At 69.6% G+C, this 14,063-nt stretch carries 18 protein-coding genes and 1 pseudogene; 9 read left to right on the top strand and 10 right to left on the bottom strand.

What is annotated here, in order from left to right; all coding sequences use genetic code 11:
• The first annotated feature begins 15 nt into the window (after positions 1 to 15).
• Together DVK07_RS11075 and DVK07_RS11070 are read left to right on the top strand one after the other, a co-directional pair.
• Complete coding sequence (locus DVK07_RS11075) at positions 16 to 387, top strand: helix-turn-helix domain-containing protein (protein WP_121597122.1); 372 nt, start codon at positions 16 to 18, stop codon at positions 385 to 387.
• Entirely contained in the window at positions 384 to 737 is a 354-nt protein-coding gene (locus DVK07_RS11070; protein ID WP_121597121.1) for a type II toxin-antitoxin system PemK/MazF family toxin, read from the top strand. The genes DVK07_RS11075 and DVK07_RS11070 overlap by 4 nt, the downstream gene beginning before the upstream one ends.
• Before the next feature lie 18 nt (positions 738 to 755).
• Here the strand turns inward: DVK07_RS11070 and rio1 are convergent, their stop codons facing one another.
• From rio1 to DVK07_RS11050, 4 genes are all read right to left on the bottom strand, one after another.
• A complete protein-coding gene (gene rio1 / locus DVK07_RS11065; RefSeq protein WP_121597120.1) occupies positions 756 to 1,754 on the bottom strand; it encodes a serine/threonine-protein kinase Rio1 in 999 nt (332 codons plus the stop codon).
• 93 nt (positions 1,755 to 1,847) lie between these two features.
• Complete coding sequence (gene hjc / locus DVK07_RS11060) at positions 1,848 to 2,396, bottom strand: Holliday junction resolvase Hjc (protein WP_121597119.1); 549 nt, start codon at positions 2,394 to 2,396, stop codon at positions 1,848 to 1,850.
• A 90-nt stretch (positions 2,397 to 2,486) separates the two neighbouring features.
• The gene (locus DVK07_RS11055) at positions 2,487 to 2,858 is read right to left on the bottom strand and encodes a rhodanese-like domain-containing protein (protein ID WP_121597118.1); all 372 of its coding nucleotides are present in this window, start codon (positions 2,856 to 2,858) and stop codon (positions 2,487 to 2,489) included.
• Positions 2,859 to 2,928: 70 nt separating this feature from the next.
• The gene (locus tag DVK07_RS11050) at positions 2,929 to 3,483 is read right to left on the bottom strand and encodes an NADPH-dependent FMN reductase (protein WP_121597117.1); all 555 of its coding nucleotides are present in this window, start codon (positions 3,481 to 3,483) and stop codon (positions 2,929 to 2,931) included.
• 558 nt (positions 3,484 to 4,041) lie between these two features.
• Between DVK07_RS11050 and DVK07_RS11045 the strand changes: the two genes are divergently transcribed.
• The 3 genes from DVK07_RS11045 to DVK07_RS11035 all read left to right on the top strand — a co-directional run bounded on the left by DVK07_RS11045 (position 4,042) and on the right by DVK07_RS11035 (position 6,771).
• Positions 4,042 to 5,451: a phosphoglucomutase/phosphomannomutase family protein gene (locus DVK07_RS11045; RefSeq protein WP_121597116.1), complete on the top strand. Its 1,410-nt coding sequence runs from the start codon at positions 4,042 to 4,044 to the stop codon at positions 5,449 to 5,451.
• A 136-nt stretch (positions 5,452 to 5,587) separates the two neighbouring features.
• Complete coding sequence (locus DVK07_RS11040) at positions 5,588 to 5,965, top strand: hypothetical protein (protein WP_121597115.1); 378 nt, start codon at positions 5,588 to 5,590, stop codon at positions 5,963 to 5,965.
• Positions 5,966 to 6,027: 62 nt separating this feature from the next.
• Positions 6,028 to 6,771, top strand: coding sequence for a DNA polymerase sliding clamp (locus tag DVK07_RS11035; RefSeq protein WP_004599283.1), 744 nt, complete (start codon positions 6,028 to 6,030; stop codon positions 6,769 to 6,771).
• 51 nt (positions 6,772 to 6,822) lie between these two features.
• Here the strand turns inward: DVK07_RS11035 and DVK07_RS11030 are convergent, their stop codons facing one another.
• The 3 genes from DVK07_RS11030 to DVK07_RS11020 are packed head-to-tail and all read right to left on the bottom strand — an operon-like array spanning position 6,823 to position 10,728.
• A complete protein-coding gene (locus DVK07_RS11030; protein ID WP_121597114.1) occupies positions 6,823 to 8,652 on the bottom strand; it encodes a histidine kinase N-terminal 7TM domain-containing protein in 1,830 nt (609 codons plus the stop codon).
• Positions 8,653 to 8,710: 58 nt separating this feature from the next.
• Positions 8,711 to 10,099, bottom strand: coding sequence for an MFS transporter (locus DVK07_RS11025; RefSeq protein WP_394338880.1), 1,389 nt, complete (start codon positions 10,097 to 10,099; stop codon positions 8,711 to 8,713).
• 35 nt (positions 10,100 to 10,134) lie between these two features.
• Positions 10,135 to 10,728 carry a hypothetical protein gene (locus DVK07_RS11020; RefSeq protein WP_121597113.1) on the bottom strand — a complete coding sequence of 198 codons (594 nt, stop codon included), beginning with the start codon at positions 10,726 to 10,728 and terminating at the stop codon, positions 10,135 to 10,137.
• Positions 10,729 to 10,860: 132 nt separating this feature from the next.
• On the opposite strand from DVK07_RS11020, the gene mdh reads away from it, so the two are divergent.
• The 4 genes from mdh to DVK07_RS11000 all read left to right on the top strand — a co-directional run bounded on the left by mdh (position 10,861) and on the right by DVK07_RS11000 (position 13,217).
• Positions 10,861 to 11,775: a malate dehydrogenase gene (mdh, locus tag DVK07_RS11015; RefSeq protein WP_121597112.1), complete on the top strand. Its 915-nt coding sequence runs from the start codon at positions 10,861 to 10,863 to the stop codon at positions 11,773 to 11,775.
• A gap of 205 nt (positions 11,776 to 11,980) precedes the next feature.
• Complete coding sequence (locus DVK07_RS11010; RefSeq protein ID WP_121597243.1) at positions 11,981 to 12,217, top strand: DUF4242 domain-containing protein; 237 nt, start codon at positions 11,981 to 11,983, stop codon at positions 12,215 to 12,217.
• A gap of 219 nt (positions 12,218 to 12,436) precedes the next feature.
• Entirely contained in the window at positions 12,437 to 12,625 is a 189-nt protein-coding gene (locus tag DVK07_RS11005; protein ID WP_121597111.1) for a hypothetical protein, read from the top strand.
• Between the two features lie 13 nt (positions 12,626 to 12,638).
• Positions 12,639 to 13,217: a 2'-5' RNA ligase family protein gene (locus DVK07_RS11000; protein ID WP_121597110.1), complete on the top strand. Its 579-nt coding sequence runs from the start codon at positions 12,639 to 12,641 to the stop codon at positions 13,215 to 13,217.
• A 151-nt stretch (positions 13,218 to 13,368) separates the two neighbouring features.
• Here the strand turns inward: DVK07_RS11000 and DVK07_RS23630 are convergent, their stop codons facing one another.
• The 3 genes and pseudogenes from DVK07_RS23630 to DVK07_RS10985 all read right to left on the bottom strand — a co-directional run.
• On the bottom strand, positions 13,369 to 13,536 hold the full coding sequence (locus tag DVK07_RS23630) for a hypothetical protein (protein ID WP_233565410.1): 168 nt from the start codon (positions 13,534 to 13,536) through the stop codon (positions 13,369 to 13,371).
• The gene (locus tag DVK07_RS10990) at positions 13,533 to 13,811 is read right to left on the bottom strand and encodes a ribbon-helix-helix domain-containing protein (RefSeq protein WP_121597109.1); all 279 of its coding nucleotides are present in this window, start codon (positions 13,809 to 13,811) and stop codon (positions 13,533 to 13,535) included. The genes DVK07_RS23630 and DVK07_RS10990 overlap by 4 nt, the downstream gene beginning before the upstream one ends.
• A gap of 137 nt (positions 13,812 to 13,948) precedes the next feature.
• Positions 13,949 to 14,063, bottom strand: a pseudogene (locus tag DVK07_RS10985) (IS6 family transposase); the annotation flags it as partial.

The raw sequence follows: 14,063 nt of genomic DNA, 5'->3' as shown, positions 1-14,063 counted from the left end.
AATCACCGATCGACCATGTCCATCGACAGGGACACCTTCGAGGACGCGAGCGAGGAGGAGCTCGCCGGCCTCTCCGCCCCGGAACGCGTGCTCGGGTTCCTCGCCGCCCACGACGACCGCGCGTTCGAAGCCCGCGAAGTGGCCGATCGGATCGACCTCGACGCCGGCGCCGTCAGCACGGCGCTCTCGCGGCTGAAGGGTCGCGGGCTCGTCGAGCACAAGGCGACCTACTGGGCGATCACGGAGGACTCGGACCGATTGTCGGAGTACGACGGGTACAACCGCGCGACGGCCCTGTTCAACGACCGACTCGGCGAAGAAGACGAGTCGGTGTGGCGCGAACGCGCTCCCGACGAACCGCATCCGAACGTCGGAGACGAAGCGTGACGAGCGACGACGAACCGGTCTACGAGCGTGGTGACGTGGTGTACGGCGACGATCCGTTCAAGTTAGCCGAGGCGGCGCGTCCGTGGCTCGTCGTGTCGAACCACGAGGGGCGTCCGTTTTACGGCGAGCAGTACCTCGCGCTCACGCTCACGACGCGCTCGTGGATGGACGGACTCGTCGAAATCCCCGACCCGGCGTGGGTGCGCGGCGGAACCCCGAAGACGAGTCGGATCGTTCCGTGGGGAGTTCAGTCGCTCTCGCGGAGTGACGTCGACCGATGGCAGGGGCGACTCCGCGAGGACGTCGTCGACGAGGCGGTCGACGCGCTGGTCGCGGAACTCCGTCGGTGAGCGCTTCGTCGCCGCGGCCTACGCGTCGGACTCTCCGTCCGCTTCCGGTTCCCCGTCGGCCTCCCCGCCCGACTCCGACTCTCCGTCTGCTCTCGGCTCCCCCGTCGGGTCCGGCTCCGGCTCCGTCACGTACGCGCGGAGGTCGTCGGGGTCGACGTCGATCCCCTGCCGCGTAAAGAAGGTCGCCACGTTCTCGCAGTCGCGCTTCAGGAACTCCCCGGCGTTGGGGTGGTGGACCGTCACGGCCTGTCCGAGGTCGATGACCACGAGCTCGCCCTCGTGGATGATCATGTTGTACTCCGAGAGGTCGCCGTGGATCAGCCCGGCGCCGTACAGCCGGCGCATGTACTCGCGGACGACCTCGTAGGCGGTCTCCGGGTTCTCCACGTCAACCTCGCTCAGCCGCCGGGCGCGGTCCTCGGCGTGGCCGACCAGCTCCATCACGAGGACGTTGCGCTGGACCGCGATCGGTTCGGGCACCCGGACGCCCGCCTTCCGCGCCCGTTCGAGGTTCGCGAACTCCTTGCGGGTCCACGCCAGCACGACCGCCTTCTTGTCGCTCGCGATCCCCTCGAAGCGCGGGTCGCCCTCCAAGTAGTCGCGCATCTGCCGGAAGTTCGAGGAGTTGATCCGGTACACCTTCACCGCGACCTCGCGCTCGGGCGTGACGCCCTCGGGGCCGCCGCCGGCCGCTTCCGAGCCCGGCTCCGGCCGCTCGCCAGCCTGCCCGCCGAGCGCCTCGAAGACGCTCGCCTCCTTCCCGGTGGACACCGGCCCGCCGAAGGCGTCGACGTAGCCGTCCTGGACCAGCTTGTAGACGGCCGCCAGGGTGGCGTCGTCGAACACCGACTCCTGCAGCTTGAACTGCTCGGTGTCTTTGATCCGCTTGCGGAACTCGTCGAACTCGCGGTCCTGCCGCCGGGCGATCCGGTCGGCCTCGGTGTCGGAGACGTCGAGCTGCTCCCACTCGTCGCCGGGCTGGTCCGCGGGTTCGAGCAGGCCGAAGTCCTCGCTCATTCGTCGCAGGGTTCGGCGCCGCGAGGGATAAGCGAGGGGGTCCGCGGCGGCGAGCGGGTCTCGCGGGCGAAGCGGGAGCGGCGCCCCGCTCGGCTACAGCACGTCGAGCGCGTCCTCGACCGGCATGTGGCCGTCGCGGACGGCCTCGAGGATCGTCCGCCGCTCCTCGGTCTCCGGGTCGGTCGCGTCCGCGTCGTCACCGCCGTCGCCCACCTCCGCGAGCGTCACCTTCTCCGTCTCGCCCACGAACTCGGGGAAGTCGGTGCCGTCCGCGAGCGCTTTCTCTTTTTTGACGCGGTAGGAACCGGCGTCGGTGGTGTAGAGGTCGCCGGGGTGGAAGAAGAACCAGTCCTCGCGGTCGAACCGCACCGCGATCCGGGCCTTGGCGCCGAAGTTCCGCGCAAAGAAGAGGAGCGCCTCCACCTCCTCGCCGGTGAGGTAGATGGGGTCGCCCGCGCTCGACTTCGCCTCGATGGCGTAGAACGTCTCGCCGTCGCCCGCGAGCACGTCGGGCAGCTCGCGCTCCGTCGCGGAGCCGCTGGCCGGCGCGCGCATCACGGCGAACCCGGCCTCGTCTAAGGCGTTCACCAGCTCGCGCTCGCGGCGGTCACCCTTCCGGTTAGCGGACACGGTCGTCGTCACCCGGTTCGGTCATACGCGTCGTAGCGGGGAGCCGGGCAAAAGCCCGGCGGGTCGCGGCCCCCGACTGCCCCGGTTCCGCGCGGCCGGCCGTCACCCTCGGAGCCGCCACCACAGCGACCTGATCCTGTAGCCGAGCGACCCCCGTTCGTACCCGTTCCAGCCGCTCATCCCGCCGGAGAGCGTCGACGCCTCGTAGCCCGCCTCGTCGAGCACGCGAGTCGCGCGCTTGGCGACGATCCCCATCTTACAGACCGTGACGACCTCGCGGTCGTCGGGGACCTCGTCGAGCCGGCGGCGGAGTGCGGCGTCGTCGCCGCCGCGGAGGTCGTCGTACACCGGCACGTTCCGGCTCCCGTCGATCGCACCGGCCTCGAAGTCCGCCTCGGGGCGGATGTCCAGCAGGAACGGCTCGTCGTCGGTGCCGAGGCGCTCGTCCAGTTCGTCCGGGCGGATGCGACTCATCGGCGGAGGGTCGGTCTCGCGGGGGAAATCCCTGCCGACCGCGGCCGGTACTCGGCGACCGGCACCACCCTCACTTCCGCACCCGCTCGGCGTGTTCGAGGACGACTCGCCCGAGCCGCTCGGTGCGGCGGCGGAGGTCCGCGTCGGTGATCCGGGGGCCGGCGTCCGGATCGGTCGCGCCCGTCTCGATCTTCGAGGAGGCGCCCTGAATCCCGACCTCGTGGGGCACGGTCCACGCGTGGACGTTCCGGAACGTCGACCGGAGGTGTTCTAAGGTTCCGCCGTAGGAGCCGCCGCCCGCGGTCGCGAGGAGGCCGACGGCCGTGTTCGCGTACTCGTCTGAGCCGCAGAAGTCGTGGAAGTTCTTAAACGTCGACGAGTAGGAGCCGCGGTAGACGGGCGTGCCCGCGAGGACGCCGTCCGCCTCGCGGACGCGACGTTTCAGCGCCTCGCTGTCGCCCTGCGCGCCCTCGTCGGGGTGGTACAGCGGGAGGTCGACGGCGGCGAGGTCGATCAGGTCGGTCTCCGCGCCGGCGTCGGCCGCGGCGCCGAGCGCGACGCGGAGCGCGGCCCGGGTGGTGCTGTCCGCGCTCCGACTGCCGGAGACGGCGACGATTCGGGTCATAATCCGGGTTCGGGGGCGAGTAATAAAAACGGAGGCGATCGAAGCGGTCCGGGTACGAAGTTCTGATCGGCGCCAGTTCGTCAGCGGCGCTGGGGAGCGTTTCGTGTTTTTAAATCCCAGTCGATTGTTTATAAGTGGGTGGCCACGGACCGGCGGCGACCACCTCCAAAGCCCCAGCCGCTCGGCTATACGCTGACACCTCCTGATCGACGGCGACTACCTCCAAAGCCCCAGTCGGGAGGACGCCGTACGCTCGCTGCGCTCCTCACTCGGTCGCTCACTTCGTTCGCTTCCTCGTTGCGGTGCTTACGTCGCCTACGGCGTCCTCCCGACTGCCCCTTTGAGTCCCGCCCCGCGACCGCACAGCACCTCACACCTCCCCAGCCTCGTCGGCCTCCCTGCGGTCGGCCGACTCCCTCGCGCGTGCGATTCGCGCCCTTCGGGCGCTCACCGGCACGCGCCACCGCGGTTGATTTATAAACAGCCGCTATCGATTTGGCCGCGCAAGCCTCGCGACCGACACCGGGCATTATTGTCCCCGCCGCCGACGTGGCCGACATGGACCAGATCTCCTTCGGCACGGACGGCTGGCGCGCGACGCTCGACACCTTCACCGACGAGCGCGTGCGGATCGTCGGACAGGCGGTCGCGGACCACCTCGACGCGGCGGGCCACGACGAGCCGGTCGCCGTGGGGTACGACGCCCGCGAGACCTCGGAGGGGTTCGCCGAGAGCCTCGCCGAGGTGCTCGCCGGCAACGGCTTCGACGTACTCCTCCCCGAGCGCGACGCGCCGACGCCCGTCATCGCGTACGCCATCGTCGATCGCGGACTCGCCGGCGCGTGTATGGTCACGGCCTCCCACAACCCGCCCGAGTACAACGGCGTGAAGTTCATCCCGCACGACGGCGCCCCCGCGCTGCCGGACGTGACCGAGGACGTCGTCGACCGCCTCGCGGAGCCCGACCTCCTCCCCGAGGCCGAGCGCGGCGAGATCGAACGCGTCGACCTCGTGAGCGACCACGCGGACGCGGCCCGCGACCTCGTGGGGCGCGTCGCCGCCCCCGGCACCGGCGACGCGCTCGACCTCTCCGGGCTCACGGTCGCGTACGACGCGATGCACGGGAGCGGGCGCGGCGTCACTGACGCGCTGCTGGAGTCGGCCGGCGCGGAGGTCGTCCGCCTGCGCTGCGAGCGCGACGTGACCTTCGGCGGCGACTCACCCGAACCCTCGGCCGAACACCTCGAAGCGCTGGCCGACCGCGTCACCGACCCCGACAGCGACGTCGACCTCGGGGTCGCCAACGACGGCGACGCCGACCGGATCGCGGTCGTCACGCCCGAGCGCGGCGTCCTCGACGCGAACCTCTTCTATTCGGCCTGCTACGACCGCCTGCTGGAGACCGACTCCGGGCCCGCGGTCCGCACCGTCTCGACGACGTTCCTCGTCGACCGCATCGCGGAGGCGCACGGCGAGGACGTGTACGAGACGCCGGTCGGTTTCAAGTGGGTCGCCGAGGCGATGGGCGAGCACGACGCGCTGTTCGGCGGCGAGGAGTCGGGCGGGTTCACCCTCCGCGGCCACGTCCGCGAGAAGGACGGCGTGCTGATGGCGCTGCTCGCGGCCGCGACCCACGCCGCCGAGCCGTTCGACGCGCGCGTCGACCGCCTGCTCGACGAACACGGGCAGATCGCGGCCGGGAAGGTGTCGCTCGACTGCCCCGACGACCGGAAGGCGGGCGTCCTCGACGAACTGGAAGACCACATCCCGGAGTCCGTCTGCGGCTCCCCCGTCGCGAAGGTCGTCACCCTCGACGGGTTCAAGCTCCTCTTGGAGAGCGGCTCGTGGCTGCTCGTCCGCCCCTCGGGCACCGAGCCGAAGCTGCGGGTGTACGCGGAGGCGGACTCCGAGGAGGCCGTCGACGACCTGCTCGACGAGGGACGCGACCTCGTCGAACCCCTGATCTGAGGGAGAGAAACCGACCGGCTGTGACGGGCGGGACCCGTCCGCCCGGACGAGTTTCAGTTCCGCCTTGCGTTCGGCTCGACTATTTATAAATTAACCCCGTATCGTCGCGTACGGCCTCCCCCGGCCGAGAGCCCACATGATCGACGAGCCACTGCCGACGCCGGACGACACCGACGCCGAACCGAAGCGGACCGAGCGCGACGAAATCGCTCGCGACGAGCCGCCGGACCGCGACGCGACCGACCGCGACGCCCCCGACTGCGGCGCCTCCGACCCGTCCCGCGAACCGTCGGCGCCCGACCGGGACTCGCGGGAGGAACCGGACCGAGCGACCGATCCGCCGCCCGACCGGTCCGACGGCGACGCGGCCTGCGAGTGCGACCGCGGACCGGACGGCGAGGCAGACGAGGCGGACGAATCCGACGCGCGCGAATACCGGCTCGAACGGCTCCGGCTGTGGCGAACCGTCGTCACGCTCGCGGTCGTCGTCGCCCGCCTCATCCGGTCGCTGTGAGCGGGTCGGTCGCCGCTCCGATCGGGTGCCTTTTTAGGTGATACCGCCCAAGCTGAACGTATATGTTCAAGGCCATCGTGGGCGCGTCGACGTTTCAGGACGCGCTCGATTCGGTGAGCGTGTTGGTCGACGAGTGTAAGATCCGCCTGAACGAGGAGGAGCTCTCCATCCGGGCCGTCGACCCCGCCAACGTCGGCATGGTCGACCTCACGCTGGAGGCGGCCGCGTTCGAGTCGTACGACGCCGACGGCGGCGTCATCGGCGTCAACCTCGCCCGCTTGGAGGACATCGCCGGCATGGCCAACTCCGGCGACCTGATCCACCTCGAACTCGACGAGGAGACCCGCAAGCTCCACATCGAGATCGACGGCCTGTCGTACACCCTCGCGCTCATTGACCCCGACTCGATCCGCCAAGAGCCGGACATCCCGGACCTCGATCTCGCCTCCGAGATCGTCGTCGAGGGCGCCCAGCTCGACCGCGGTATCAAGGCCGCCGACATGGTCTCCGACCACATCCGCCTCCGCGTCGACGAGACCGACGAGGCCTTCTTCATCGAGGCGGAGGGCGACACCGACGACGTGAACCTCAAGCTCGACCGCGAGGACCTCATCGCGCTCACCGCCGGCCCCGCCGACTCGCTGTTCAGCCTCGACTACCTGAAGGACATGAACAAGGCGATCCCCTCCGACGCCGAGGTCACCGTCGAGCTCGGCGAGGAGTTCCCCGTCAAGCTCCACTACGGGTTCGCCGAGGGACTTGGGAATGTGACATTTATGTTAGCCCCCCGCATTCAGAGCGACTGAGGAACCCAAATACGGCGTTTTTGAAATTGTAAGTAATCTAATTTTCTCGGTTCACTCCGCCGCGACCACCGGAACCGACACCGTCACCCGCGTCCCCCGGGGCCCCCGGTCCGCGTACTCCACGTCCGCGCCGACCGCGGCGGCGCCCCACGCGACGACCCACAGCCCCAGTCCCGACCCGTGTTCGAGGGCGGTCTCCCGCCCGGACTCGACCGCCTCGACCTCGTGGTCCGGGATCCCGGGGCCGTCGTCCTCGACGGCGAGGAGGAAGCGGGCGTCGTCATCTCTCACGGCGTCCTCCCTACGGAGCGAGGCCCGTACCCACGTCCCGCCGTCCTCGCGCTCGACGCCCTCGCCGTCGTGGTGGTCGACCGCGTTCTCCACGGTGTTCTCGACGACCGCGCGGAGCGCGTCGGGCCTGACGCGCGTGGTCCAGTCGACCTCTCCGCCGCCGTCGGCCGCCGCGCCGCCCTCGTCGCCGACGTCGAGTTCGAGCGTCGCCGCGTCGTCGCGCCCGCGGGCGTCGGCGACGACCGATTCGAGGAGCTCGCGGACGTCCGTCGGTTTGGGGTCCCTGTCGGCGAGGAGCCGCTCGACGGTGCCGGCCTTCTCGCCGAGCGCGGCTAACGCGCCCGCCCGGCGCTCGACGGCGTCGGCCATCCGGACCAGTTCCGGGTCGTCGAGGCGATCGCGGAGGATCTCCCCGTAGCCGTGGACGACGCCGGCGTCGTTGCGGAGGTTGTGGCGTAAGATTCGGTTCAGTACCTCTAACTGCTGGCGCCGGCGCTCGCGCTCGGTGACGTCCGAGAGGACGACCGTGTACCCGACGTGGGTGCCGTTCGGGTCGGTCAGCCGGGAGACCGACACCGCGTACGTGCGGCGGCCGGCGCCGTCGGCGGCGTCGATCCGCACCGTCTCGCGGGAGCCGCCGTCGTCGGAGTCGGCGTCGCCGGACTCGCCGCCGTCCGGCTCGGCTGCGTCCTCCTCACCGACCCCGACCGGCAGGTCGAGGAAGTCCGCGAGCGGCCGGTCGCGGGCGGTCTCAGCGTCGACGCCGAGGACCGCCTCGGCCGCGGGGTTGAGCCGGACGACGCGGCGGTCGAGCGCGAGCGCGACGATGGGGTCTCGCAGGTCGTCGATCGCGGTGCGCTCGGCGGCGCGGCTTGTCGTCGGGTTCCGGTCGAACATCTCCGCGCGGTCGAACGCGTACGCATCCATGATGACGTGCGGGACGAACATCAGCGGCGCGAGCTGGAGCTGCGGGACCGGGCCGATCTGGAGCGCCCACGCGACCAGGGCGAACCCGGGCGGCAGCGAGCTCAGCGCGACCGCGGCGCTCTCCCGGCGGTAGAGGGGGCCGTAGCTGAGCAGCGTGTCGACGAGGAGGAAGACGGCGCTGGCGACGAGGACGGTCTCCGCGGCGACGGTGAGGTACGCCCACGGCCCGAACGCGTACGAGACCGTCTCGACGCCGAAGACGGGGTCGCGTCCGAATTCGGTCCAGAAGGCGCCGTGGAGCGGGTTCGTGGGGACGAGCGCGGACGAGAGGAGGCCGAACCCGACGATCGCCCCGAACAGGCGGCTGCGGACCACGTCGCTCCGGCCGGTGTACTCCAAGGCGAACCCGAGGAAGGCGATCCCCGTCCAGATCACGCCGAGCCAGGTCGTCGCCTCCAGCGCGGCGCGGAGGGTCGGGTCCGAGACGAGCAGCCCGATCCCGTACGAGAGGCACCACGTCGCCTGCGCGGCGAACACGCCGAGGAACCAGTCGACGCCGGGGCGACCGCGGTGTTCGCGGACCGCCCACGCGAGCGCGAGCGCCCCCGCCCCGCCCGCGAGCGAGCCGACGACGGGCCACGCGGGGACGAGGTCGAGGGCCATGCGTGGGGTACGACGGCGACGGCGGGCGTAAAACTGTCGTGCGGAGGCGGCTCGGCACTCAGTCCCCGGTCCGGCGCCCGAAGGCCACGGCCACGGGCGCGAGGAGCAGCGCGCCGATCAGGAACGGCGACGCGACGGCGACCGTGTAGAGGACCGCCATCAGCGGGGGCCCGACGGTCCGCCCGAGACTCGACGCGCCCTGCGTCACGCCGAAGGCCGCCCCCTGCGCCGCGTCGTCGGCCGACGCGGAGACGAGGGTCGCCAGCGAGACGTTGACGAGGGCGTTGCCGAGCGACAGCGCGGCGAGCGCGGCGAGCAGCGCGACCAGCGGGAGCGTGAGCCACCCCGGGCCGCCGAGGGCGACGTCGCCGGCGACTTGGTCGACGAGCCCGGTCGCTGGGATCGCCGCGAGCGCGACCCCGAGGACGACCGCCCCGGCCGCGACGAGCGTCCGCGAGGAGACGACCCGCGAGAGCCGCCCGACGAGGACGCCCTGATTGATCGCGCCGAGGACGCCGACGTAGGTGAGGAGGAGCGCCGCGCTCGTCGCGTCGTAGCCGAACGCGTCCGCGACGTACGGGATGAACATCACCTGAACGCCCGCGAACGCGACGGCGACGACGAAGTACGCGACCGTCAGCGGCCGGAGCGACGCGGAGGCGAGCGCGTCGCGGAACTGGCCGATCGCGGTGGTGCGGGCGCTCCCGGCTCCTTTCGCATCTCCCGCCGGTCGCGTCCGCGTCGGCTCTTCGAGGAGGACGAACCCGACGGCGACCGCGAGGAAGCTCATCCCGGCGGCCGCGAAGCTCGGCAGCGAGTACGGAGTCGCGGGGACGAACGACGGAAGGAGCGCGTCGGTGCGGGCGACGACGGGGTCCGCGGCGAGCAGCCCCCCGATCGCCGGTCCGAAGACGAACCCCAGCGCGAACGAGGCGCCGACGAGGCCGAGCGCGCCCGCCCGCCGGTCCCGCGGCGTGATGTCGGCGACGTACGCCTGCGCGGCGGCGATGTTGCCGCCCATCGCGCCCGCGAGCGTTCGGGAGGCGAACAGGGTCGCCAGCGCCGCGACGGGCCCGAACCGCGCCCCCGCGGGCCCGGCGTAGCCGAACGTCACCCACGCGACGCCGGCCGTCGCGAGCGACGCGAGCAAGACGGGACGGCGCCCGATCCGGTCGGAGAGCCGGCCGAGCGTGGGCGCCGCGAGGAACTGCGCGAGCGAGTACGAGGCCGCGAGCAGTCCGATGAAGGCGTCGCTGACGCCGAAGGACCTGACGTAGAAGGGGAGGATGGGGATCACGATCCCGAAGCCGACAAGATCGATGAACACGACGCCGATCACGACCGCGAGCGCGCGCCGGGGGTTGGCGACGGCCGGGGATCGGTCGGGGCCCCCATCGGCATCGGGATCGTCCCCGGTCGACACGGCCGCGGCCTCCGGATGCGTCACGGTGGCGAAACGTCGCGCGGAGACTTAAACGGGCGCTACAGGTGCCGCTCGATGACGCGCTTCGCAGACTGTCCCTTCTCCTTCCAGCCGTACCCCTCGTCGTACACGTGGCGCTTGGCGTCGACGAGCTCTTCCGGCGTCGACTCCTCGAAGCCGCCGCGGTCCCACGCCCCGGATTGGCGGAGCCACTCGACCACGTTCTCGCGGGTCTCGGGCCACGAGAGGCCGACCATCTCGTACCACGCCACCATCGCGAAGACGGCGTTGTCGTGGCAGCCGGGGACGGAGCCGTGCTCGTAGACGGTCCGCATCGGCTCGCGGGTGGGCTCCGAGACGCGCTCCTTGAACTCCGCGGCGGTGAGCAGGCGGAGGCGGTCGCCGTCCTCGACGACGCGCTGGTCGCGGCGGAGCGCGGCGAGCGCGGCCTTGTGGAGCCCGCCCCAGTCCGCCGGAATCGCGTCCCGCAGCGCCGCCTCGGAGAGGCCGTCCGGCTCCGCGGACAGCACTGACAGGAGGTCCGTGTACGCCTTCTCGACGGTCGGCCAGCTCACGCCCTCGAACTCGCAGTCGGCGTCGTGAAGGCTGTTCGTCGTCCGACAGCCGGGACACGGGTAGCGGAACGTCGGCACTGGATGGGTGTGAGCGGCCGTCGGAGTTAGGGTTTTCGCGACGGTTCGGCGGGAGCGACGCGCCGGAACCAGCACGGACGTTCGTGGGGTTCCGAAACGTTTACTCGCCGCCCCGCCCCGACTTCAGACGGTATGACAAAAGTGAGCGTCATCGGTGCGGCGGGGACCGTCGGAGCCGCGGCCGGCTACAACCTCGCGCTGCGCGACGTGGTCGACGAACTCGTCTTCGTCGACATCCCGGACCAGCGCGAGACGACGATCGGTCAGGCCGCCGACGCGAACCACGGCGTCGCCTACGACTCGAACACGACCGTCCGGCAGGGCGAGTACGAGGACACCGCCGGCTCGGACGTCGTCGTGATCACGGCCGGTATCCCGCGCAAGGAAGGGCAGACCCGGATCGACCTCGCCGGCGACAACGCGCCGATCATGGAGGACATCGGCTCCTCCATCGCCGAGCACAACGACGACTTCGTCACGGTCACCACGTCGAACCCGGTCGACCTGCTCAACCGCCACCTCTACGAGGCGGGCGACCGCGACCGCGGCAAGGTGGTCGGGTTCGGCGGGCGGCTCGACTCCGCGCGCTTCCGCTACGTCCTCTCCGAGCGCTTCGACGCCCCCGTCAAGAACGTCGAGGCGACGATCCTCGGCGAGCACGGCGACGCGCAGGCGCCCGTCTTCTCGAAGGTGCGCGTCGACGGCCGCGACCCCTCCTTCGACGCCGACGAGAAAGAGGAGATCCTCGCGGACCTCCAGGAGTCGGCGATGGACGTGATCAGCCGGAAGGGCGCCACGCAGTGGGGGCCCGCCACCGGCGTCGCCCACACCGTCGAGGCGATCCTCAACGACACCGGCGAGGTGCTCCCCTGCTCGGTCGTGCTCGACGGCGAGTACGGCTACGACGACACCGCGCTCGGCGTGCCCGCGAAGCTCGGGTCGGACGGCGTGGAGGAGGTCGTCGAGTGGGACCTCGACGAGTACGAGGCCGAGCTGCTCGACGAGGCCGCCGAGAAGCTCTCCGAGCAGTACGAGAAGATCGCGTAACGGAGCCTCTCGCCGTCGCCGCCGGTCGCGTTAAGTTTGACGTGAATTGTGTAGACGGCGACGGCTTCAAGCCAGTTTTGAGCGGTCTCTAGCGCGACATTGCTAAACGGCGTTTCCCGCCGGAATAAGCGCGTCATACCGTCATATAGGCCTCTATAACTAACCGTGGGTGTTCCCCATATCAACGCGTACCATGCCACTCTATATGGACGTTCACAGGGATGTCGATGCAAGCGTTGAGGACGTTGTAGATGCCCACAGAAAAGATATCGAAGCGCAGGAGAAACACGGCGTGAAATACCTGAATTACTGGGTGGATGAGGACGAAGGAGCCGTCTTTTGCCTCTTCGAAGGCCCCAGCAAGGAAGCGGGTGAGAAAGTCCACAAAGAAGCGCACGGTCTCACTGCAGACGAGATCTTCGAAGTCGAACAGGGAGAGTGAACCAGGCCTCCCGAAACACCCACTTGTGACAACTCGACCGAACGTTCTCTGTGTTTCGCACGCAGCCTCTGACACGACTCTGCCAGATTGTGCTCTAAACCAGCTGAGGCGGTCGAATTCTGGCATAGACACTCAGAAATCGTCCGCCTCATCCTCTAACGTAACGCGACCTCGCCGCCAGCCACCGGATTTTTACCGCTGCCGCGCGCCCCTCAGAGCATGAACCGCGCCGAGATCGACACCGACGACCTCCTGAAAGTCGTGCTGCTGCTCGTCGTCGTGTGGCTTCTCCTCGAGATCGTCGGGGCCGTCCTCGATATCGCCTTCTGGCTGCTCGACGCGCTCCCGACGCTGATCGGGATCGCGCTCGTCGTCGTGATCGCCTTACACCTCACCGATCGGATCTGAGGCGGGCGGCGACGTGTTCAGCCTCAACGTTCCGCTGCCGCCCGCGGTCGACCGTCTCGCGACCGATCTCCACCCGAAACTAACGGGGTTCGACCGCGTTCGTGAGCGTCACACGCTCGTCTGTAAGCGGTTCGGGGTCGGAGACGTGCGAGGCGAGGAGGCGGCCGAGAGGGGCGAGGGAGACGGGCGTGGAGGGGATCGAGACGTGCCGCCCCGACAGGAGGCGGTTGACCGCCTGCGCGGGAGGCTCCACCGTCCGCTCGCCGCGGTCGAACCCTTCGAGATCGCCGTGACGGGAATCGACGTCTTCGATGCGCCGCGGTCGGGGTCGCGGCCGGTCGTTTACTTGGCGGTCGAGAGCGGCGGGCTGATCCGGATTCACCGGCGGCTCTGTTCGGTGTTCGGCCCGATCGAGGGAATTGAGGGCGACGAGTACGTGCCGCATATCACACTGGCGCGTGGTGGTAATCCGGCACCCGGCGTGGTCGCTGAGCTCGTCGACGCCGAGTTCGACCCGATCCGGTGGCGCGTCCACGCGCTCGACGTCTGGGACCCGGAGTACCGAGAGGTCGCCGCGACCGTCGATTTGTAAATCGATATGGCCCGTTCGTGGGGATCGCACCAGAAATTCAATCGTCGTCTCTGTATGCGTCCCCGCCGCGCTTCCGGATCGCGACCACGAACAGTATCTCTCGGTCACGATCGGCCCGGCAGGCGAGCCGAAACTGACCGATACGGAGTTTCTAGTGCGGAGCGCCGGCCAGCGGTTCGAGGTGATCCGTCGGGTCCCGCCACTGGTCGGTGACTACCTCGTCGAGGTTGGCGAGAATCCGATCGCGGGCGTGGTCGTCGAGCGCCGCGACCTGTCGCTCGGACCGATCGGTGAACCGCCAGTCCCACCCGTCGTTCATCGATCGCCGTCGTCACCGCTACCGTACTCGGCTTTGATCGCGTCGCTGTCGCGGGTACGGCCCTGCTGGATGTCGACCTCGCTCGCGGCGACCGCCTTGAGGTCGGCCCGATCGAACTCGGGGTGTTTCACCGCGTCGCGAAGCACGTCGCGCACGAACTCACTCCGGCTGTTGTAGCCGAGATCGGTCCACGTCGCGTCGACGTCTGCGAGGAACGATTCCGTCATTCGGATGTTGACCGTCGTCTTCTCCGGCGGCGAACTCGCTTCTGACATACGTCTGTGTTGAAATTGTGTACGAATAACGGTTACGCCGACGACCGCATCTCACTCGTGTTCGATATTCGGGGGCGACGAATAACCGGCAGACGGCCGATCGACGGTGTGTACTTCAAAAACTCCGTCGTGTTAACTTAAGCATGATTCCACCAGACGGCGTGGGCTTGTAACCACGTTTCCGCGGTCGGTGGATCGACGTGGCTGAAACAGTTTGAAAACGAAGAGGTTCGTCGTTCTACTTCTCTAAAA

Source organism: Halorubrum sp. Atlit-26R (assembly GCF_003666015.1).
Taxonomy (GTDB): Archaea; Halobacteriota; Halobacteria; order Halobacteriales; family Haloferacaceae; genus Halorubrum.
Note: the sequence above shows the minus strand (reverse complement) of the source record. Positions and strands in the feature narration are given on the sequence as shown.

Bases quoted from the DNA above. Each gene is read 5' to 3' on its own strand.
- DVK07_RS11075 (WP_121597122.1), top strand. From the start codon at position 16: ATGTCCATCGACAGGGACACCTTCGAGGACGCGAGCGAGGAGGAGCTC.
- rio1 (WP_121597120.1), bottom strand. From the start codon at position 1,754: ATGAGCGAGGACTTCGGCCTGCTCGAACCCGCGGACCAGCCCGGCGAC.
- DVK07_RS11055 (WP_121597118.1), bottom strand. From the start codon at position 2,858: ATGAGTCGCATCCGCCCGGACGAACTGGACGAGCGCCTCGGCACCGAC.
- DVK07_RS11050 (WP_121597117.1), bottom strand. From the start codon at position 3,483: ATGACCCGAATCGTCGCCGTCTCCGGCAGTCGGAGCGCGGACAGCACC.
- DVK07_RS11045 (WP_121597116.1), top strand. From the start codon at position 4,042: ATGGACCAGATCTCCTTCGGCACGGACGGCTGGCGCGCGACGCTCGAC.
- DVK07_RS11040 (WP_121597115.1), top strand. From the start codon at position 5,588: ATGATCGACGAGCCACTGCCGACGCCGGACGACACCGACGCCGAACCG.
- DVK07_RS11035 (WP_004599283.1), top strand. From the start codon at position 6,028: ATGTTCAAGGCCATCGTGGGCGCGTCGACGTTTCAGGACGCGCTCGAT.
- DVK07_RS11030 (WP_121597114.1), bottom strand. From the start codon at position 8,652: ATGGCCCTCGACCTCGTCCCCGCGTGGCCCGTCGTCGGCTCGCTCGCG.
- mdh (WP_121597112.1), top strand. From the start codon at position 10,861: ATGACAAAAGTGAGCGTCATCGGTGCGGCGGGGACCGTCGGAGCCGCG.
- DVK07_RS11010 (WP_121597243.1), top strand. From the start codon at position 11,981: ATGGACGTTCACAGGGATGTCGATGCAAGCGTTGAGGACGTTGTAGAT.
- DVK07_RS11005 (WP_121597111.1), top strand. From the start codon at position 12,437: ATGAACCGCGCCGAGATCGACACCGACGACCTCCTGAAAGTCGTGCTG.
- DVK07_RS23630 (WP_233565410.1), bottom strand. From the start codon at position 13,536: ATGAACGACGGGTGGGACTGGCGGTTCACCGATCGGTCCGAGCGACAG.
- DVK07_RS10990 (WP_121597109.1), bottom strand. From the start codon at position 13,811: ATGTCAGAAGCGAGTTCGCCGCCGGAGAAGACGACGGTCAACATCCGA.